Here is a 21,026-nt window from a genome sequence, read left to right on the forward strand (position 1 = left end):
CTCAATCTTGCTCAGTTGCAGAGCCGGAGCCTTCTTCAGGTTTTACAAAAATAGCCCGAAACAGGTTTTGCACCGTTTCCTGGGTCCAGCCTTTCACGCGGCCGCGCTGCATCACCAGTTTGTTGTCTACCCCTGGTGGGCTCAGGAAATAATGGAACGTGAACCGGCCTTGGGGGTTTTGCCAGCCCAGCATCTGCCCGTACCGAAGCACATTGAACACCAACGTGTCGTTCCAGCGCTCCACGCTGTAAAATCCTTTGGCGAATCGTTTCAACTCCTGCACTTCCTCCTGGTTCACGGCTGAGGTTAGCAGCGTTTCATTTTTGGGAAAGAAGGTGAAGTTGGTTTTTGCCTCTTCGGGCGCGAAAACAGAGCGGTGCCCTACCCAATACCCTTTGTCAGTAGACGCCACGGCATACCAGAGCCAAGTAGTAAACGGATCGGGGGTCAGCAACAGGTCTGTGTGCGTTTGTTCCTGAGAAGCTAACGAGGCTTCTACCTGAGTTTTCACCTGCGCTTTGACGTAAACCACCGATAAGAGATAGAGCCCCGCAGGAACCAGCCCGACTATAGCCCAGCGCCCTCGGTTGGGTTTTGAACTTCTACTTAAAAGCAACGCCAACAAACCCAGGCAAGGCCACAGCGTGAAAAGCGGGTCTGCCACGTACAGCAGGTGAAATGAAAAACGCTCCTGGCTGAACGGCTCCAGCAAACCAGTGCCGTAGGCATTGCAGGTATCCAGCAGGTCATGGAGAGCCACCTGCACCAAAAAGAACAGGAAGAAATGACCCCAGGGAACTTGGCGGTCTTTGTGCCACTTGCCGGCTAACCACGTCAACCCTGCTGCGGCTATGAAGGCAAAAAGAAAAGAGTGCGTGCCTCCACGATGTACCAGCAGGTTTTCTGAGGGATGCAGCCAAAGAGCCGCTACCACATCTATGTCGGGCAGGTTCTGGGCTACTGCGCCCCAAAGCAAAGCCTTTTTCCCCAACTTCTTGGAGAGCATGATTTCGCCTAGGCAGGCACCTATGGCAGCGTGCGTGAGTGAATCCATTTCTTTCTGTGTGGTAGTTCTCTACGCAAAGGAGTGCCTGACGTTTTAATGCCTCTTTTACGAAAAGAAGCTTAAATCACAGCTCTTGTGCATCGCCCCTCCAGTGACTTTAATCTAAAGCTTTCTAAAGCTTTCACTTGCCCAGTTATGTAGAAAGCAGAAAATACAAGTCAAAAAAAGCCCTCCTTCTCGGCTTTCATAACCTGAGAAGGAGGGAAAATATATTTTTACTTGATGTGGATTACTAAAATGTGGTCAATCTTTTCTCCACAAATTCTTCTGTGGAAAACTACACCGTAAAGTAGCTTTCCAGCTGCTGGAGGGTGGTTTCATCGGTTTGCATGTCTTCAATGACTCTGCCTTTTTCAAGCAATACAATGCGGTCACACACCTCAATCACGTGGCTGAGATCGTGGCTGGAGATGAGCAGGGTCATGCCTTGGCGCTTGAGGTCTTTCAACAGGTTCTTAAGCCTGATCTGCGAGCTAGGGTCCAGGTTAGCGAAGGGCTCATCCAATATCAACAACTCAGGGTCAGACATGACGGCCGCAGCCACCCCTACCTTCTTCTGGTTTCCTTTAGAGAAGTCCCGGATGTACTTGCGCTGCTCCAGAATCTCGCCGTTGAAGAAGTCGCTGAACTTGGTTAGAAAAGCCTGCACATCACCGGGCGTAAGTCCGTTCAGCTTACCGATGAAGGCGAAATACTCTTCAGGGGTAAGGAAATCAATCAGGAAGCCTTCATCCAGGTGCGAGCCGGTGTACTGCTTCCAGTCCTCGGTAGCGCGTACGTTCTCGCCTTTGCTGAACACCTCACCTTTTGAAGGGCGGATCAGGTCCAGTATCATCCGGAAGAACGTGGTCTTACCGGCTCCGTTATTGCCTACCAACCCAATGGTTTCGCCTTTCTGCACGGTCAGAGCCGGGATGTTCACCACGGTCACGCCGTTATAGCTTTTTTGGAGGTCGCGTACTTCTATCATATCGTTTAAAGGCTATTTATCAGAAAACAAGGTTAAAACTACGCCTGGCGGAACCCGGCGGCAATGGCATATTTCTCTTTCTGGAAGCGGTTCACCACTAAACCTAGCAGCTGCCGATGGAAGATAAACCCTAATATGCCCACCACGCCCATGGCGGCAATTCCCCACCACGGATTATCCATCAGCCCGAAGGGAAGATAGATCAGAATAGGAAGCAGCAAGGCGGGTAGCATCATGATGAACTGCGAGGCCCCTACCCCCTGCCAATTGAAGGAAGCACTCTTGCTCAGGTCAATGCGTTTCTTGTTGTACGTGCTCAGATACAGCACCACAAACGTATTCACCCCAATGTTGTACAGAAAGCAAGCCGTGTTGATGAGTACGATCTTCCCGCCGATACCCGGCATGAGACCATAGAGCAAAGTAATGAGGTAAGCGGCCGCACAGGCGGGCACAAACAACCAAAATTTGGCTAAGTAGAAGGTGTAAGGGCTAAGACGTTTGGTAAGCAAGGCGTCAAAATGGGCACTTTGCCAGCCAGGCACAAACTGTCCGTAGCTCATCATCATGAACCCTGTCATGAAAATGCCCGGGAAAATGAGCATCCCGAAACCCTTCGTGTACATTTCCTGAGTATAGAAGATGAACCCGTACGCCAGAAAAAGGATAGACATCATGGTGGTGGACTTAGGACGTTTGTGACGCAGAATCAACTTCAGTTCCAAGCCGATTAAGGTGCCTAATTCGCCAAAACGCTGCAAAAACCCAATTTCAGCGGAGTCTCCTACTTTAGACTGTTTCCGGATGCGCATTTCCTCTGGATAGGTGTGCGCCACCAGGAATTTGTAGTTCATCAGGTAAACCCCAACCAGCAAAACAAAAGGCACCAACACCCAAACAGGGTTCTGGCCCAAGGCCTGAAAGAACGTCCCAGACGCCTTCCCTAAAGAGATGAGGCCCAAGTAATCAACTGTAGCCAGAATTACCACCGCCAGCAGAAACCCAAAGGTTGCCAAGGGTTTCTCCACTAGCTGTCGTTTGAAATAAAGCGTCAGAAAGTTGTTGATCAAGGTGATCAGGAAAAGCCCCAACACCCACATCCAGGCGCCGCTTAGCCCGTACACCTCCGGCAGCACTTTAAGAGCGAACGGAATGAACAGCAGCAATGACATGTAATTGAAAAAGCTGGTGATGGATTTCCAAAGCACGAAATGCACCAACTTGCCTTTGCCCACCGGTAAGTGCAAGTAGGGCTGAATGCCCAAAACTGGCAGTTCCTGCATGAAGAACCTGAAAGCCAGATCAATCAGAAAGTAATAAAGCAACGCCCCATTGATTACCGCCACCGGATTTTTATCTGGCCATACCTGTTCAATGATTTTGTCCATGAACACACTCAGCAACACCACATACATCAGCAGGATGAACATGAAGAAGCCCAGCACCAGGTTCACGGCAAGATTCTTCTGCCAGACACTGGAACGGGTAGCTTCTTTCCATTGGTGGGAAAGTAGTAATCTGATCATAAAGGTAGGTTTGTTAGAAAGGCGACTTGCTGTGTTAGTCTACAGAATTGCTTAAATATTACAGCTTTGGGCTCTTTTTTCTAAAAGGGTCCACAATCTGGCAAGAACTGCAAAGAGATTAGATCCGCCTATCAACGTGGGGATAGAACAGAGAGGAAGCAGTAGAAATAACTTATAAAGACAAGATCACGCCACTAGGGGAACAGAAATGCCTTCCCTGAGGCTGGCGCCTCACTGCAGTTGCAAACTGCAGATCATGGTAGGTCCAAGTCGCAGACTTGAACCATGGAATGGAGAAAAGTAAACTTCAAAGTGACTATGCAACCTCAAGTTTGAAGATGCCTTTTCCAGTCTTTCGGTGGAGCGCCTTTGTTTTAGACCTGGTGCCGCAGGCAGGCCTACTGGCCAAGGCTAAAACAGAAGCGCGAGACCGGAAGACGAGGCCTCGCGGCCTTGAGCGCACCAAAGCAAAGTTGCAACAATAAAGCTCTTGAAAAACAGACAGACACAAGCTACGCCAGCAGCACCAAACTTAATATAAAAAGCAATTTTAAAAAAAGAGAACCTTACGCCGCTACCTCCACACTCTCCAACTCACAATACGCCGATTTTAAAGCTTTGAGGTGCCCGCCAAACATCTGCTTGATGTACCACTTCAAGAAGAAATAACCCAACACGGCCCCAATCACAAACCCGATGATCAGGCGCAGGTACATCTGCTCCCAGGGCAGGTGCGAGATGTTGATGCCCTTAGCCAGTTTGAGATAAGCCAGTTGTCCGGCCGCCAACCCGATAGGTGCCAGTAGCATGTTGGTCCAAAAGTAGAGCTTGGTAAGGCTAGTGAGCATTTCAATAAGGTTGCGCAGCGTAGCCCTAAGGTTCTCAGTGGTCACGTTCAGGTTTTTCACATACGACAGCCTTGCCCAGAAATAGCCCAGAAACGGCAGACACACCACCATTACCACCATGCATAGCACCTGGAACACCGAGTCTTCCCTAAAAAGAATTGCACCAGCGCCAGCCATTAAAATGGTAATTACCTGCAAGACCATCTCAAAGTAGATGTTGCGCTTGAGCTTGGTTAAGGCATTCTCGGTGCGGGCTTTGAGTAAGCCTGCTATCTGGTGCTCGGTCACCTGGTGCGCCGCCGCCGCTTGGGCCGCGTACACCTTCCAGGTATCTTTGAGGCTATCTAATTTCATCATACACCGGGGTTAACAACTTCTCTAACTTCGCTTTGATGCGGTTCAACTTCACGCCTACGTTTGATTTGGTGATCCCAATGATCTCGGCCATCTCATCGTAGCTTCGGTCTTCTAAGTACAGCATCACAATGGCCTTTTCTACCTGAGAGAGTTGGTCAATGGCGGCGTAGAGGTACTTGATTTTCAATTCATACTCGGCGGAGGTATCTGGCGCGGCCGGAATCTGCAGGTCCATGTCAGAGAGGGAGCCGTGGTGGGGGCGACGGCTTTCTTTCCGGAAACTGGAGACGGCCGTGTTCAGCGCCACCCGGTACATCCAGGTACTTACCTTGGACTCGTGCTTAAACGTAGGATACGACCTCCAGAGTTGCAGCACTATTTCCTGGAAAAGGTCTTTCCGCTCCTCGGGGTCACGGCAGTACATGCTGCACACCTTATGGATCAAGGCCTGATCCTGGGCAATGAGCTTCACAAATTCTGCGCGTAAGGCCGGATTCTCCAACGTAGTACGTAAAGGTTTAGGGTATTAGTAGCAACGGTGCCAGGTAAATTACACGCGCACCCCTAAAAACAGAAAGCCTTCTAAAAAAGAACCCCGTTCTGGGGCTGCTTTTCTGAAAACAGCCCCAGAACGGGGTACATATATAAAACGAAGCAAGCTTCACATCACGGGAAAATACCCAATGACTGGTAGCTTACGCCTATTTTCTCAATGGCGGCATAGAACCCGGCGGTGCGCAGGTCGGTGATGGCCTTAACTTGGTGCGTGACTTCGCGCATTTCCTGGTAGGCAGTGATCATGGTATCTTCCAGACCGGAGTACACCAAGTCGCGCTCATCGGCTCCGTGGATGATCAGCAGCTTTTCCTCGGGGGTCAGGCTTTTACCGGTGGTTTTCTCAATAGTGCTCACCAGGCGTTTCAGGCTGGCTTCCTCGGCGCGTTTCCCCATCCGGCCAAACCGCACGTTAGACAGGTTCTTCAGCCACTCAAAGTAAGAAACCGTTACCCCACCTGCGTTCAGGTACAAGTCTGGGAGAATGACCACCCCCTTGGCATGCAAGATGCGTTCTGCTTCCTGCGTAATAGGCCCGTTGGCCCCTTCGGCGATGATCTTGGCCTTGATGCGCTCTGCGTTTCCGCTGTGGATCTGGTTTTCCAAGGCAGCCGGCAGAAGCACATCGCAGTCATACTCCAGCATCTCAATGGAGTTCTCAATGAACGTACCCCCAGGGTGCCCCTGAAAACTGGCGTTTTGTTTCCGGTAATGGAATATGTTCTCAATATCTACGCCGTCTGGGTTGTAGATACCACCTTCGCGTTCTGCCACGCCAATAATGATGGCTCCCTCCTTTTGCAGGAACACGCCGGCATGGTAGCCCACGTTCCCGATTCCCTGTATGATGATTCTTTTGCCGGCTAATCCGCTGGTGAGACCTAGGGGTTTCAGCACGGCCGGGTCTTGCATGGCCTCCCGCAGCCCGAAGAAGATTCCCAGTCCGGTGGCTTCGTTCCGGCCCCGGATACCGCCTTGGCCCACCGGTTTCCCGGTAACGCTGCCCAAGGCGTTAGTTTCGCCAAACTTGAACGCGTGGTACGTATCGGCAATCCAGGCCATCTCGCGGCCACTGGTTCCGTAATCTGGGGCAGGCACGTCAACGGCCGGCCCTATGAGGTTTTTCTTGATAAGTTCTGAGGCAAACCGGCGCGTTACCCGCTCCAAAGTCTCTACCGATGACGTTCTGGGGTTGATCTTCACGCCGCCCTTGGCTCCGCCAAAGGGTACGTCTACCACGGCACACTTGAAGGTCATGAGGGTAGCCAAGGCCACTACCTCGTCTTCATCCACGTGCATGCTGTACCGGATACCGCCTTTGGTGGGTAATTTATGCTGGCTGTGCTGTGCCCTGATTCCCTCAAATACCTGTATCTGGCCATCTACCTCTACCGGGAAACTTACTTTATAGACACTGTTACAGACCTTGATCTGCGCCAGAATGCCAGGGTGGAGTTTAGAGTGTTGGGCTGCCTGGTCAAAGTAATAATGGACACTGTCCAGAAATTCTCTGCCGGGTGAAATGGGTTGGCTCATAGTTTCTGCAATTGGTGGTTTTGGTAAAACGTACTAACCCAAGTTCTCGTTGCTTCCCCCCTAAAATGTTCTCCGTGGAACATTTATAACCCTGTGTTTTTCACCTTCTTTCCTGAATACAGGCTAATAACCTGTTTTTGCCTACCTACCCGCGCCTTGATATTGGTTTCTGCAGAATAATCCGGAAATTACAGGTCAGATTACACAAACAAAGCAAGAACCTCCTTTATGTTTCATTCTATTTCTTCGTTTTCCCGCGCAGGTGCCGCTGCATTGGGCTTACTTTTTCTTCCCAATCTTACCTCGGCACAAAACATTGTCAAGATAGATCCGGTGATAAAAGGCATGACCGAGCAGGTCTCGGCGCAGGAACTGGAGCGTCTGGTCCGTGGTCTGGTTAGCTTTGAAACCCGTCACTCGCTTAGTACCGTCAAAGACAAGAAAAAAGGCATTGGCGCCGCCCGCAACTGGGCCGAAGCCGAACTGCAAAAAGCCGCTGCCACTTCTGGCGGGCGCATGACCGTCACCCAAGACAAGTACCTGGTGAAGGCGGACGGCCGCCGCATCAAAGAAGACGTGGAGATGGCTAACGTGATGGCCACCTTGAAAGGCACCGACCCCAACGATGACCGCGTGTTCATTGTGAGCGGCCACATAGACACCCGCAACACCGATGTGATGGATGCCAAAGGTAAGGCCCCAGGAGCCAATGATGACGGGTCTGGTACCGCCGCCGTGATAGAACTGGCCCGCGTCATGGCCAAACAGCAGTTCCCCGCTACCATCATCTTTGTGTGCGTGCAGGGCGAAGAGCAGGGCCTTTACGGAGCCAAACACCTGGCCGAGCGCGCCAAGAATGAGAACTGGAACCTGGTAGCTATGCTCAACAATGACATGATCGGGAACTCCTTCTCAGACGAGACCAACCTGAAAGACAACACCCGCGTGCGGATTTTCTCTGAAGGCGTACCCGCGTTTGAGACCCCTGAGATGACGACCCTGCGCAAAAGCATTGGTGGTGAGAATGACAGCCGAAGCCGTCAGTTGGCCCGCTACATGAAAGAGATGACCTCCCGCTACGTGCCCCAATTGGAAGTAGTCCTGAATTACCGCACCGACCGTTTCCTGCGCGGCGGCGACCATACTCCGTTCAGCCAGGCAGGTTTCACGGCCATCAGGGTGTGTGAGATGAACGAGAACTACCGCTACCAGCACCAGGATGTGCGCACTGAGAACGGCATCAATTACGGTGACTTCCCGGAGCACGTGGATTTTGAGTACGTGCGCAAGAACACCGCCATGAACCTGGCCACCCTGGCGAACCTGGCGTTGGCTCCGGCCTCTCCAGAAGAAGTTGGCGTGGTAACCAGTAACCTCACAAACCAAACCGAACTGCGTTGGAAAGCCCCTACCAAAGGCGAAAGACCTACGGGGTACTACATCTTGATGCGCGAGACCTCATCGCCTATGTGGGAAAAGAAAATTTACGTAGACGGCACTACCACTACCCTGCCGTACTCTAAAGACAACTACTTCTTCGCCGTACAGGCGGTAGACGCAGAGGGGCACGAAAGTTTGCCCGTGATGCCTAAGCCCATCAGGTAACAGCGTTTAAAGACGCATTTTATGAAATCATGCGTAAAACAGGCCCGGTGGTACCAACTGCCGGGCCTGTTTTATACCGCAAAAATTCCGTACTTAAACATTCAACAAGGCTGCCTAAAAGCTACGTACAGAGAAAACCTGAATTCCCCTTCATGTAAGACTACGCATGCTTTCCACCACCGCTTCAACCTTAAAACCCTCCCTCCTGACATGGCTCCGGCAACCGGTAGACAATGCGCCTTTGGTGGTGTTCCGGTGGTTTTTTGGCCTGCTGTTGTTTTTGGAGACGGCTGGTGCCATTGCCACGGGCTGGGTGAAAAGCAATCTAATAGACCCCACGGTTCACTTTCCGTTCATCGGGTTTGAGTGGCTGAAACCGCTTCCGGGCAACGGTATGTATTACTACTACGGGGTCATGGCTGTTTTGGGGCTGCTGGTCATGGTGGGATTTCTTTACCGGGCCAGCATGGCGGCGTTCACCTTGCTGTGGTGGGCCGCTTACCTCATGCAGAAAGCCAGCTACAACAACCATTACTACCTGTTGTTGGTACTCTGTTTTTTGATGTTGCTGGTACCTGCCCACGCCTATGCCTCGCTTGATGCCAAACGGAACCCTGGTCTGCGCTCCCTTTCCTGCCCTCGCTGGTGCCTGCTTCTCTTTGTGGTGCAGATGGCGATTGTGTACACCTATGCTTCCCTGGCCAAGATGAATGCAGATTGGCTGGCGGGCATTCCAGTGAAAGTGTGGTTCGGGAATAAAGCCCATTTCTGGCTTATAGGCGGGCTGTTGCAGCAAGCATGGTTTCAGAAAGTGGTGGTGTACGGCGGAATTTTCTTTGACCTTCTCATAGTGCCGCTGCTGCTGTGGCGCCGTACCCGATTCTTGGCTTTTCTGATGGCCATCTTCTTCCATGGGTTCAACTCGGCGGTGTTTCACATTGGCATTTTCCCGTATCTGGCCTTGGCGCTATGCCTCTTCTTCTTTCCGCCAGACACCATCAGACGCCTGTTCCTGCGCCGGAAGCCCGTTTTTGAATCAGCCCCGCCCCCCTCTCCGTCATTGAGCATACAGGAACGCAGCCTCTTTCTGCTCTTAGCCTTGCATTTTGTGGTGCAGATAGCCTTACCCGTGCGCCAGTGGTGGTTTCCGGGCAACACCAACTGGACCGAGGAAGGCCACCGGATGTCCTGGCACATGATGCTGCGTACCAAGACCGGGTCCTCCCAGTTCAAGGTGGTGGCAGACAACAATACCTTTTGGGAGTATCCTGAGACGCACCTCACCGCCAAACAAGCTAGAATGGTAGCTACCCGCCCTGACCTTATTTGGCAGTACAGCCAATTCTTGGCCCGTAAATACCAACAGCAGGGATATACCCAAGTGAAAGTGTTTGCACATACCAACGTGAGCCTTAACAAACGACCGCATCAGCTCCTGGTAGATTCTACCGTTAACCTGGCAGCAGTTCCGTGGCAATCCCATACCTCATCTCCCTGGATTGTGCCGCTGCAAGAGAAAAAATGATACTCTTGCCAGTAGCGCGTAGGGCAACTAAAATCCCAACTGGTTCTCCCAAACCTATATTTTAATAGGTAAAGGCTATTTTTTGGGTTGCTCTCGTATATAGAAAAGACTAACCTGCTTCTTTCTGGGTAATAAAACTAACCTTTTCTTTCAAGTACCAGTAAGTGCACCTAATTGGCTTTATCAATGGCTTTTAAGGTGCGTTACAGGCACTTCTTCGTTGACCAGGATCTTCCCTCATTTCTGCAGAAGAAAACAAAGCAACTACTACAGGCCTTTTACCTACTCTATCTTCTAGTGATTATCATATGTTTAGACTCTTACGTCATTTAAGGGTATTAGCGCTGCTGCTGGCACTTGTTTCAGGAAACGCCTCGGGGCAAAAAGTTGGATTGGTGTTGAGTGGCGGTGGAGCCAAAGGATTGGCGCACGTGGGCGTTCTGAAAGTACTGGAGCAGAACAAAATCCCGATAGACTATATTGTGGGCACCAGCATGGGCTCTGTGGTGGGTGCGCTGTACGCCGCCGGCTACTCGCCCCAGGACATTGAAGACCTGGTGTTGTCGCCTAAATTCCAGTACTGGGTATCTGGTCGGCCGCTGGAAGAGCACGCCTTCAACTATTTCAGCTTAGACCCCTCGCCGGCGGCGTTGCGCTTGCCCATCTCTCTGCAGAAAAGCATCAAAGTACAGACCACCAGCGGACTGGTGAGCGACGTGAACCTGAACTACGCGTTGGCCTCTACCTTAGCGGCGGGCGGAGCCATCTCTAAGTATGACTTCAACCGGTTGTTTGTGCCTTATCGCAGCCTTACCGCCGAGATCTTCACGCGGCAGCAGATCGTGCAGCGAGGCGGGTCTCTGGCCGATGCCGTGCGTAACTCCATGGCGGTACCGTTGGCGTTCAGGCCCATCCGGCAGGCCGACGGGCGCTATCTCTTTGACGGAGGCTTGTTCAACAACTTCCCCACCGATGTGATGCGCACTGAATTCAAGCCCGATGTCATCATTGGTGTGAACGTGGGCGATGTCTCCTTCAAGAAATACCCGCATGAAAAGGACGATGAACTGTTGAGCTCTTCCCTCGTTTTCTTGGGATTTGACGTAGCCGATACCTTGGCGGTTGGCCCTAACGGCATCCTTATCCAGCCTGATCTGGAAGGATACGGTACTACTGCCTTTGACCGTGTAAAAGATTTGATTGACATTGGGGTGAAAGCCGCCGAAGAGAAGTTACCGCTCATGAAACAGCGCATCAAGCGCGAGGTAGACTCGGTGAGTTTGCAGCAAAGACGGCAGGCATTCCAGAAGCAGGCACCACCGCCCCGTTTCACGAGCGTCAAGATCCAAGGGTTGAAAGAAAACCAACACAATTACGTGCGCAACTTCTTCCGCAGAAACGAGGACAACAAATACGAGATAGGCGAAATTGAGGAAGGCTATTACCGCCTGGCAGCCAATGATTTCTTCAAAGGGATTTATCCTCGCATCCGGTTTGATAGCCTGGCCGGCGGTTATGAATTAAGCATTGACGCGCAGCAGAGCAACAACGCCACCGCCGAGGTGGGGGCCGTTTTCAGTACCCGGCCGGTAGACAACCTGTACCTGGGCCTGGAGTACCGCTACCTGAACCGGTTGCTGTACACGGTAGGCGCCAACGCGAACATAGGACGGTTCTATGCCGCCGGGCAGTTCGGTTTTAGGGTGAATATACCGGCCAAACTGCCGTTCTATGTGGAACCTTCGGTGATGTATAGTTCTCTCAACTACCGCGACGTAAACGATTTCCTGAACCGAGATGCGGCCAGTACCCAGGTGCGTCAGCGTGATTTCAAGCTGGGCGTGCAAGCTGGCTTCAGCCATAATTTCAGGAGCCGGGTAGTAGCAGATGTCTCCTATTTCTCCAATGAAGACGAGTACGCCAACGTCAGGTCCGTTTCCTCTGAGGATGTGCTGGACGAGACCGATTTCAACGGCTACACGGCCGCGATTCGGTTTGAGCGCAACTCCCTGAACCGGAAAATGTACTCAACACGCGGCCGCCGGGCGGTGATGGGCATCCGAGGCGTGACGGGTGAAGAAGCGTACAAACCTGGCACTACCTCCCTGAACCCAGACAGACGCACGGCAGACCATCAATGGCTCCAGATCTCTGGTACGCTGGAAGAATATTTCCCTTTCAACAAGGATAGAAGTACCTGGGGCTATTTTCTGGAAGGGGTAGTCAGCACGCAGGGCACCTTCTCCAATTACCGGTCATCGCTCACCAGTTCTCCGGTTTTTGCGCCGTTGCCAGACTCTCGCACGCTGTTCCTGGATAAGTACCGCGCTCCCCGGTTCGGAGCGGCAGGCTTAAGGTACTCTACCACCTTCCTGACCAAGTTTGAGTGGCGCACCGAAACCTATGTGCACGTGATTCATGGGATGCTGGAAGAAGGCCCCATGCAGGAAGCCATCAGATCCAAAGGTTTTGAGCGCCCAAGACTGACGGCCAGTACCGGGGTTATTTTACATCTGCCCATCGGGCCGGCGGCCCTGCACTTCATCCATTATGACAATGATGAGCACCGCTGGGGCGTATTTGGCCACGTTGGTTTCCTGTTGTACCGGCCGCGCACATTGCAATAACATTCCCTAAAACCAGCAAACTTCTAAAAGCAAAAGCGTTTCTGACCGATTTTGATGAGAATCGGTCAGAAACGCTTTTGCTTTTAGAACCAATTACAGAGAAAGAGAGGAATAGTATTGATAGACGGTTTTTAGGAAAGGCTGTTCTTTTCCGTCTTCCATTTTGTAATGGAGGGTGCTTACTTGCTTCCCGTCTGGGTTGAAAGTATTCACCTCCTTTAGAATCACCTTGTTGCCCCTGCTTATCGTTTTCTCAGTGACCTGCTTGTTTTCATTGTAGGCAATGTCAATAAACTCAGGTTGCGGATCGGGTGCTATCTGCAACTCCAGTCTGCTAGGCAGTAATTGCTTGTTATACTCCACTTTCACTTTCTTCAACGGGGTACCTCCTTTGCCTAACAGCTTTCTGGCCCTTAGTTGGCCTGTTACGTGCATATACCGCCATTGAGGTCCTACTTCGTTCAGCAGGTGGTCAAGGTCATATTGATGGACATACTGCTCATAGATCTGCTCATCTTTGGAGGAAGCAGAGGTCACTTCTCGGGCAATTTTATGGTGGTCTATCCCTACGGTGGCTAGCAGGGTTTCCTTTTCCTGCTCCAGAAGGTACACCTGCTTTTTCTGGGGATACTGGGGCAGGTAGCCCAGGTTCTTTTTGAACTTGATTCCAACGCCGGCCAACTCGTGGGTAGTCACTGAGGTGTACTCGTCTTCTAACTCTCTTCCGGCAATAATTTCAGAGACTAGCTCGGTGAGTAGGCCTTCTTTTTGGAGGCGGGTGCTTTGGTTTTTATTCAGCAAAAGGACTGCATCCATGCCCTGCTGCTTGGCTTTTGCCTTCACGGCGTCTACCAGCGAGCTATAGGCCACCGCTCCTTCTGCCTTGTGCTCTAAAATCACCACTTTCACATAGGTGCTGTCTGCCGGATACTCACCCGGAAAGTACACTCCTACTTCTTTGTTTTGGTCTTGGTAAGGCGTGGGGATGGAAGATAACCGGTTCTCGGATTGGGAGGGCAAATACTTCTTCATACAACCTGTACTAACCACTGCGCTGGCTAAGAACAGGACAGAAAGAACATTTTTCATGGGGGAATGTTGGGTTTGGGTAAAAGGTCTCTCTACAAATAAAAGTTAAATTTCATGAATAGTAAAGCCCTCAAACCCCAGGAGCCAGGCTGCTAAGAGGCACCTCTATAGCAGTCTGGCTCCTGGGGTAACATCTGGGTTCTTTTAAGAAAACAGACTCAAAATCATTGCAAAAGGAATTCTGTTTGGAGGCTGCTTTAGAGAAAACAGCTCCAAACAGAAAGGTGTTTGTTAGTTAAGGGATAGTAAGGAGTAGTACTCGTACACGGTTTTCAGGAAGGGAATGGCCTCGTTGTTCCGGATACGTTCATGGAGGGTGTTCACCAGTTTACCCGAGGCATCATACGTATTGGTTTCTTTCAGGTGCAGCTCTTTGCCCCGGTACACCTTCTTCTCGGTCACCTGTTTCTGGGCATTGTAAGAGACTTGGATCACTTCGGGCCCAGGAAAGCTGGGGCTTCGTATTTCCAGGGTTTGGGGCAATTGGTCCTGGTTGTAGCTTATTTTGATTGTTTTTAAGGTACCGCTTCCGTTTCCGCTCAGCAGCTTTCTTTTCTTAACCTGTCCTGCCACGGCGGTGAAATACCAGTTGGGGCTTTCCTCCCTGAGTAGATGGGGCAGGTCATACCGATGCACATACTGCTGGTACAGGTTCTGGTCTTTTTGGTCTGACGCAGAGACACTCTTGTCCAAGCCCTGATGGTCTACGGAGATAGTTGCCAGAAGCGTTTCCTGCCCGTTTTCTAAAGAGTAAAGGCGTTTGTGTTGCACATACTGGGACAGGTACTGTAAGTTCTTTTTGTACTTGATGCCAACCCCACTTAACTCGTGGGTGGTCACGGAATAGTAGTTGTCTTTGATTTCCTCCCCGGAGGTGATCTCTACCAACGTCTCCAGCAAGCCTTGGTCACTTTTCAGTTTTGTGCTTTGGTTTTTGCCTAGAAGCAAGAGCGCATCCATGCCCTGCAGTTGAGCCTTCTGCCTGAGTTGCTCCACCAGTTGGGCGTACGCTACCTCCCCTTCTACTTTCTGCTCTACCACCGCAATCTTCACATAAGCCGTATCCCGGGGCTGCTCCCCGGGGAAGAATACCTCCACTGCTTGCCCCGTTACGGGCGTGGGAAGAAAAGATAACCGGTCATCGGGTACCAGCGCCTGGTAACCGCTCATACAACCCGTACTTAGCAACGCAACCGCAAACAGCAACGAAAAAGAATAGAAGGCCTTCATACTAGAATTTAGAACCGCATTTTTCCTTTTGACAGAAAAACCACCGGTTACCCCTATCAAGCCTCTAGTTTCACAAGAACTGAAAAACAAAACGCCCCGACTACCTTGCGTTCTTTCAAGGTGCCGGGGCGTTAACTAATTAACAGAATTCTCTGGGTGCTCTCGTTTACCTACTCACCAGTGGTGAAGGGAAATACTGACTTTATTTCGCGTCTCTCTACAAACATCAGATCCAAAAACCTGAAGAAACAAAGTCTGATTTCCCTTTCACTATGGCTTCATAGCTGGTCACAACCTCAAATCTGCTAAAGGGGGTTTTACTTCTTATTTATTAAAAGCAGGCTGAAAACAGGGTGCGCTTTCCAATACAAACTTTGATTATCCGCGTTTTCTTACGGAGCCGCTACCGCTTACCCGGCTGTCTACGCTGGGTGAACCTTCGTACAATACCTTGCCGCTTCCGCTGATGCTGGTCTTAAGCGAGGAGGTAGCGTTTACCTCACAGGAACCCGACCCACTGATGCTCACGGTAGCGTCGCTGGTTTTGAATTCATATCCTTTCATGGAGCCCGAGCCGCTCACTGAGATAGTACTTTGCTGGCCCTGGCCTCTCAGCTCAATGCTGCCAGACCCCGAGATGCGGCTAGACACGTTGTCTACGTTGGCGTTTAACTCAATCCCGCCTGATCCGCTTACCGCCAGATCCAGAGAATTGCTTTTGAAAGTGCCTTCTCCTTTTATTTTACCAGAGCCACTTACTGCCAGCTCGTCTACGGTAGGCACGGTGATGTAAATGGTCACTTTTCCTCTCCCGTTGTTCCAGTTCATTTCCTTGTCGCGGTCTCTCCTTTTGATGGACAGGCGGCCATTTTCCACCTCAGTCACCAATTGCTCCAGTTGGTCGGCATCGCCTTCTACTTTCACGCTGTGGGTGTTGCCCTGGTGCAAGATCACATCGGCCGGATACGCCAACCCTATTTTCTTGAAAGGACCCACGTTCCGGGTCTGTTCGTCTTTAAGTCGGGCAATTTCAGTATTCCGGAACGAGGACAGGGAAACAAAGATGGCCAAGACAGCCAGTAACGGTAAGATGGTCAGTTTTTTCATGGGAGTTGGTTGGGTTACGTTTCATCCTAAAGATGGAAAGACAGACCAAAGGGTTGCTTGCCCCTATAAAACTATTTTAAGGTACCTCCATTCTTTTCGTTTTAAGCCGCTTTCACTAAAAACAAACCCAAAAGAGACCTGCTTCTATTGGTCTACAACTTTCTCTGGTTTATAGAGGAATACAGCGGTTTGGTCTTCTTAACAGAAGATTAATACAGTTCCAGGTAGGGGTAGAAGGTGCTTCTGCGGTCAAGGAGGGAATACAAGTTTAAAAAGTGTCATGCAATCTCTTCCTTACAACTCCGGCAGAAGGTTACTCCTGCTTTTCTTCTGCACCTTTCTCTTGGCTCTCCCCTTTACTAGTAACGCCCAACAGAAACTCACGCTTAGCGGCTACGTGAAAGACCAGTCCTCCGGCGAGGGCCTCATTGGGGCCACCGTGAGCGTGCGCGAACTCTCTGGCGTGGGCGCGGCCACCAATGAGTACGGCTTCTTCTCCCTCACCCTGCCACAAGGCACCTACACCGTAGTGGTAAGTTACCTGGGTTTTGCCACGCACACCCAAACCGTGGCGCTCTCCGGTGCGCAGAAACTCAACATCGAGCTCAAAAACGACCAGACTACTCTGCAAGAAGTTGTGGTGACCAGCACCGATGTAAAAGACGAGAACGTGCGCAGCATGGAGATGAGCACCATGAAGATGCAGGTAGCCGAACTCAAGAAGATGCCGGCGCTCATGGGCGAAGTGGATGTGATCAAGGCCATCCAGATGACGCCGGGTGTGCAGACGGCCGGCGAAGGCACCAGCGGCTTCTACGTGCGTGGCGGCGGCGTGGACCAGAACCTGATTCTGCTGGACGAGGCCCCCGTGTACAACGCCTCCCACCTCATGGGTTTCTTCTCGGTCTTCAACGCCGATGCCATCAAAGACGTGCAGCTCTACAAAGGCGGCATCCCGGCGGAGCATGGCGGACGTCTTTCCTCCTTACTCGATATCAGAATGAAGGAGGGAAACAGCAAGCGCTTCGCGGCGTCAGGCGGGATAGGAACCCTGAGCAGCCGGTTGACCGTGGAGGCGCCTATCGTGAAAGACAAGGGTTCTTTCATCCTCTCGGGCCGCAGAACCTACGCCGATGTATTCTTCAAACTCAGTTCAGACGAAGGCATCAAAGACAACCAGCTCTACTTCTATGACCTCAACCTGAAAGCCAACTACATTCTGGGTCCGAAGGATAGGCTGTTCGTTAGCGGGTACTTTGGGCGCGATGTGGCGGGCAACAACTCCGGCGCGTTTGACTGGGGCAACGCTACAGCCACCCTGCGCTGGAACCACCTCTTCAATGACAAGCTGTTCACCAACACCACGCTCATCTTCTCAGACTTTGACTACTCGCTGGGCTCTAAGGAGAAATCTTCTGAGTTCACCTGGACCTCGCATATCATTGACTACAGCCTCAAAAACGACTACACCTATTACCTGAATCCGCAGCACCAGTTCAAGTTTGGGTGGGTAGGCACGTTCCACCGTTTCCAGCCGGGTGTAGTAAAACCAGGCCCCGAGTCTTACTTCAACGAGATCAGGCTGGATGGTTCAAACGCTATTGAAGCCGCCGCGTACCTGAGCCACCAGTATGAGATTACGCCGCGCCTTTCTATGGAGTACGGCCTGCGCTTCTCGTATTTTGCGAACGTGGGTAAAGGCACCATCTATGAATACGCCGAGGACGGTTTCACCAAAATCGGGCGCAAAGACTACGGTTCTCTGGAGGTCATCAAAGACTACATGGGCTTGGAGCCGCGCTTCTCGGCTAAGTACCAGGTAGACGAGAAAAGCTCTATAAAGACCTCCTACAACCGCATGCGCCAGTACCTGCACCTGCTGTCTAACTCCACTGCCTCGTTGCCTTTTGACGTGTGGGTGCCCAGCAACCACTACACCAAACCGCAGATCGCGGATCAAGTGGCCGCCGGGTACTTCCGCAACTTCCAGGACAACATGTTTGAGGCCTCGGTAGAAGTCTATTACAAGTGGATGCAGAACCAGATTGACTACAAAGACAACTCTGATGTGTTCCTGAACAACCGCATTGACACGGTGCTGCTGCGCGGCTCCGGCACGTCTTACGGCGCGGAGTTTATGCTGCGCAAACAGAAAGGCGATTTCACCGGCTGGATTGGCTACACCTGGTCTAAAACTGATCGCACGGTGACCGGCATCAACGAAGGCAAAGCCTACCCGGTACGCTATGATCGTCGTCACTCGGTGAACGTAGTCACTACTTACCAATTGAACCAGCGTTGGAGTTTCGGAGCCAACTGGACGTACGCCACCGGTGGGGCCACCACTATGCCGGTAGGTAGGTTTGAGTACGAAGGGCACTCCTATCCTATCTACTCTTCGCGCAACGGCTTTCGGTTGCCCGCTTACCACCGCCTGGACCTGGCCGTGACCTATGACCGCCCTAGAAGCCTTACCGGCAAAAAGCATGACAGCAGCTGGAGCCTCTCACTCTACAATGCTTACAACCGCAAAAATGCCTTTTCTATCGCCTTCCGGGAGAACGAAGACGATGCCAGCAGGACGGAGGCCGTGAAAACCTACATGTTTGGGATCATCCCGGCTATTACTTACAACTTCAATTTCTAAGTGAATTACCCAGAATAGATCATGAAAAAATATTTGTTTTCCCTGTTTTCCTCTCTGCTTTTGTTCAGCAGCTGCGAGGAAGTCATTGACTATGATTTACCCGAAGACGCCGCCAAAGTGGTCATAGAAGGCTTAGTAACCGATCAGCCGGGTCCTTACACCGTGCGCATCTCTACCTCAAAAGGCTACCTGAACCAAGGTCCGGCCGCCGGGCTAGAAAACGCCGTGGTGCGTATCAAAGACAGCGAGGGCTTTGAGGAAATCCTGCAAGCCAAAGGCAACGGCCTGTACCAAACCAGTCAACTGCAAGGCAAACGCGGCAACACGTACTACCTCAACGTGCAACTGAACGGACAGGAATACACCGCCAGCAGCTTCCTGAAACCCGTGAGCACCCTTGATTCTCTCACCTACCATTTCAAAGAAGGCAACGCTCAGGTAGAAGAGGGCTACTACGGCACCATCTTTTTCCGGGAACCGGCCGGCAAAGGCGATCTTTATAAATTCAACATCTACGTGAACGGCGAGCGCGACAAAGAAATAGTAGCCATCAACGATGATCTATACGACGGCAACTACGGCGACCCCGAGATTGGTATTGAACTGCAGGAAGGTGACGTGATGAAAGTGGAAATGCTCTCGCTGGACCGACCCGGGTACGAGTTCTTCCGGGTGCTGTCGCGCATGCAGTATTACACCGGCGGTCCGTTTGATGCCCCACCGGCCAATGCCCCAAGCAACATCAGCAACGGTGCCATTGGGTACTTCGGGGCATCGGCGGTTTCCAGCATTGAACGCAAGGTAGAGGCAGATAATATCCGGTAAGCATCAGGCTACTGGTCTGTTTCAGGGCTGGTTTCTGAATGTCAGGCTGAAAACACCTCCTGTTACCGGCTATAAAACAAAAAGGTCTGTTCCCTACTAGGGACAGACCTTTTTGCATTCACACGTGCCGTTTCTATAAGGTAGAGGCACTGGGCTGGAAGGCTCCGCTCAATTGGTGCCATACCCCATTCATATATAACTGATCTGATTTAAGAAGACGTACGCCGCTTACCAGAAGGGATCCTTTCTTGCGGCAGATGCGCAGGTTGTTTCCGTTCAACGACTTGAGATCGGCCCCATCCCGAAGATCATTGGTGGTGAGATTCCCTTTCACGATATGCTGTTCCAGAAAAGCCCGCAGCTGCTCTGGTGAATCGTTTTTGTGCTGTGCTAGTGCCTGGGCTGAGGGTGCAAAGAAGGTATGCTCTTCGCCATTGGACAACACAGGCATCAGGCCTGCTTTAGTGACCATGTCTAACAGCACCTGGTCTTGTTGGGCTATGCCTTCTCCCAAACTTACCTGGGCTACTTTAGAGGCAGAAGCCATCTGGGCCATTAATGACTGAGCGGTGCTGTTTGCCTGCAAACCCAGGCAAAGGCAGACTACCAGAAAAATCTTTGTAAGGTTCAACATGCTTCTACCCTCCTTCCCCTAAAATCACTGTATTACAATAGTATACGTGAATCAGAAAGAAAAGTCTACGTCCTGTTGCAGGGGAAAGTACAAAATGTACTTAGCCTATGATGGCCTGTATGAAATATTGCACTTGACCTGGCACCAGGATTACGCTCATAACAAACCCGAAAGCTGCCCCATAGAAGTGCGCGCTGTGGTTGATGCCGTCATTGCCCCTTTTGCTCAGGTAATAGGAGTAGAACAGATAAAGCGCCCCAAAGATGTATCCTTTGATAGGAATAGGAATCGGGAAGATGATCATCTCCGTTAACGGATTGAAGTAGATGCTCGCAAAGATCACGGCCGCCACGCCGCCCGAAGCGCCTAGAGAATAGTACCGGCTGTCATTCTTATGCTTGAAGTACGTAGGCAAGTCTGACACGATGATGGCCACCAGGTAGAGCAACACATAGAAAGCCGCACCGGTAGTAAAGCCAAAAGCCCCAATGAATTGTCTTTCCACCTCGCCCCCAAAAAAGTACAGCGAAAACATATTGAAGAAAAGGTGCATGAAATCGGCGTGCAGAAAGCCCGAGGTCAATAGGCGCCACCACTCATTGTTGCGGGCTACAGATTGGGGGTGATGCACCCAGTTCTCCATCAGGTTCTGGTTTTGCCAGGCAAACAAAGAAGCAAGGACGGTGATGGCAATGATGATGAAGGTTATACTGATGGGCATAGGGAGTTCAAGATAATAAGTGCTTCAGAGAAAGCTATAAGGTAGCAAAACCTGGTTTATATTCTCAGTGTGGTAAAGCCGAATAAAGCTCTGCCGATTTTTGGGGCAAGATACCGGCGGTGCATAACCGCTATGGCGCAGGAAAGCTGAAGAACAAA

Annotated in this window: 17 protein-coding genes; 6 read left to right on the forward strand and 11 right to left on the reverse strand. The window is 51.3% G+C overall.

Features of this window, described 5'->3' with window-relative positions:
- Position 1: 1 nt before the first annotated feature.
- The 3 genes from ACW9SV_RS07310 to ACW9SV_RS07320 all read right to left on the reverse strand — a co-directional run bounded on the left by ACW9SV_RS07310 (position 2) and on the right by ACW9SV_RS07320 (position 3,562).
- Complete coding sequence (locus ACW9SV_RS07310; protein WP_479556083.1) at positions 2-1,054, reverse strand: metal-dependent hydrolase; 1,053 nt, start codon at positions 1,052-1,054, stop codon at positions 2-4.
- A gap of 289 nt (positions 1,055-1,343) precedes the next feature.
- The gene (locus ACW9SV_RS07315; RefSeq protein WP_479556084.1) at positions 1,344-2,036 is read right to left on the reverse strand and encodes an ABC transporter ATP-binding protein; all 693 of its coding nucleotides are present in this window, start codon (positions 2,034-2,036) and stop codon (positions 1,344-1,346) included.
- Positions 2,037-2,074: 38 nt separating this feature from the next.
- Positions 2,075-3,562 (reverse strand): DUF5687 family protein, encoded by a 1,488-nt coding sequence (locus ACW9SV_RS07320; protein ID WP_479556085.1) that lies wholly within the window; start codon positions 3,560-3,562, stop codon positions 2,075-2,077.
- A 290-nt stretch (positions 3,563-3,852) separates the two neighbouring features.
- Here ACW9SV_RS07320 and ACW9SV_RS07325 point away from each other — a divergent pair, with 290 nt between their 5' ends.
- Positions 3,853-4,047 (forward strand): hypothetical protein, encoded by a 195-nt coding sequence (locus ACW9SV_RS07325; protein WP_479556086.1) that lies wholly within the window; start codon positions 3,853-3,855, stop codon positions 4,045-4,047.
- Positions 4,048-4,128: 81 nt separating this feature from the next.
- On the opposite strand, the gene ACW9SV_RS07330 is transcribed toward ACW9SV_RS07325, so the two are convergent.
- From ACW9SV_RS07330 to ACW9SV_RS07340, 3 genes are all read right to left on the reverse strand, one after another.
- Positions 4,129-4,767, reverse strand: coding sequence for a hypothetical protein (locus ACW9SV_RS07330; RefSeq protein WP_479556087.1), 639 nt, complete (start codon positions 4,765-4,767; stop codon positions 4,129-4,131).
- Positions 4,751-5,269 carry an RNA polymerase sigma factor gene (locus ACW9SV_RS07335; protein ID WP_123126979.1) on the reverse strand — a complete coding sequence of 173 codons (519 nt, stop codon included), beginning with the start codon at positions 5,267-5,269 and terminating at the stop codon, positions 4,751-4,753. Before ACW9SV_RS07335 ends, ACW9SV_RS07330 begins: the two co-directional genes overlap by 17 nt.
- Positions 5,270-5,433: 164 nt before the next feature.
- A complete protein-coding gene (locus tag ACW9SV_RS07340; RefSeq protein WP_479556088.1) occupies positions 5,434-6,858 on the reverse strand; it encodes a Glu/Leu/Phe/Val family dehydrogenase in 1,425 nt (474 codons plus the stop codon).
- 228 nt (positions 6,859-7,086) lie between these two features.
- Between ACW9SV_RS07340 and ACW9SV_RS07345 the strand changes: the two genes are divergently transcribed.
- The 3 genes from ACW9SV_RS07345 (at position 7,087) to ACW9SV_RS07355 (ending at position 12,615) form a co-directional block, all read left to right on the forward strand.
- Positions 7,087-8,463, forward strand: coding sequence for a M28 family metallopeptidase (locus ACW9SV_RS07345; protein WP_479556089.1), 1,377 nt, complete (start codon positions 7,087-7,089; stop codon positions 8,461-8,463).
- A 166-nt stretch (positions 8,464-8,629) separates the two neighbouring features.
- The gene (locus ACW9SV_RS07350; RefSeq protein WP_479556090.1) at positions 8,630-9,988 is read left to right on the forward strand and encodes an HTTM domain-containing protein; all 1,359 of its coding nucleotides are present in this window, start codon (positions 8,630-8,632) and stop codon (positions 9,986-9,988) included.
- Positions 9,989-10,296: 308 nt separating this feature from the next.
- Positions 10,297-12,615, forward strand: a complete 2,319-nt coding sequence (locus tag ACW9SV_RS07355; RefSeq protein WP_479556091.1) for a patatin-like phospholipase family protein — start codon at positions 10,297-10,299, stop codon at positions 12,613-12,615.
- Positions 12,616-12,708: 93 nt separating this feature from the next.
- Here ACW9SV_RS07355 and ACW9SV_RS07360 read toward each other — a convergent pair whose 3' ends face one another.
- The 3 genes from ACW9SV_RS07360 to ACW9SV_RS07370 form a co-directional block, all read right to left on the reverse strand.
- A complete protein-coding gene (locus ACW9SV_RS07360) occupies positions 12,709-13,647 on the reverse strand; it encodes a hypothetical protein (protein ID WP_479556092.1) in 939 nt (312 codons plus the stop codon).
- Positions 13,648-13,935: 288 nt separating this feature from the next.
- The gene (locus tag ACW9SV_RS07365; RefSeq protein ID WP_479556093.1) at positions 13,936-14,874 is read right to left on the reverse strand and encodes a hypothetical protein; all 939 of its coding nucleotides are present in this window, start codon (positions 14,872-14,874) and stop codon (positions 13,936-13,938) included.
- Positions 14,875-15,312: 438 nt separating this feature from the next.
- Positions 15,313-16,041 carry a head GIN domain-containing protein gene (locus tag ACW9SV_RS07370; protein ID WP_479556094.1) on the reverse strand — a complete coding sequence of 243 codons (729 nt, stop codon included), beginning with the start codon at positions 16,039-16,041 and terminating at the stop codon, positions 15,313-15,315.
- A gap of 280 nt (positions 16,042-16,321) precedes the next feature.
- On the opposite strand from ACW9SV_RS07370, the gene ACW9SV_RS07375 reads away from it, so the two are divergent.
- Together ACW9SV_RS07375 and ACW9SV_RS07380 are read left to right on the forward strand one after the other, a co-directional pair.
- Positions 16,322-18,688 (forward strand): TonB-dependent receptor, encoded by a 2,367-nt coding sequence (locus ACW9SV_RS07375; RefSeq protein ID WP_479556095.1) that lies wholly within the window; start codon positions 16,322-16,324, stop codon positions 18,686-18,688.
- 21 nt (positions 18,689-18,709) lie between these two features.
- The gene (locus ACW9SV_RS07380) at positions 18,710-19,513 is read left to right on the forward strand and encodes a DUF4249 domain-containing protein (RefSeq protein ID WP_479556096.1); all 804 of its coding nucleotides are present in this window, start codon (positions 18,710-18,712) and stop codon (positions 19,511-19,513) included.
- Positions 19,514-19,646: 133 nt separating this feature from the next.
- Here ACW9SV_RS07380 and ACW9SV_RS07385 read toward each other — a convergent pair whose 3' ends face one another.
- Positions 19,647-20,147: a fasciclin domain-containing protein gene (locus ACW9SV_RS07385; RefSeq protein WP_479556097.1), complete on the reverse strand. Its 501-nt coding sequence runs from the start codon at positions 20,145-20,147 to the stop codon at positions 19,647-19,649.
- A 100-nt stretch (positions 20,148-20,247) separates the two neighbouring features.
- Positions 20,248-20,868 (reverse strand): rhomboid family intramembrane serine protease, encoded by a 621-nt coding sequence (locus ACW9SV_RS07390; protein ID WP_479556098.1) that lies wholly within the window; start codon positions 20,866-20,868, stop codon positions 20,248-20,250.
- Positions 20,869-21,026 lie beyond the last annotated feature (158 nt).

This window comes from Rufibacter sp. JT20002 (genome assembly GCF_056491185.1).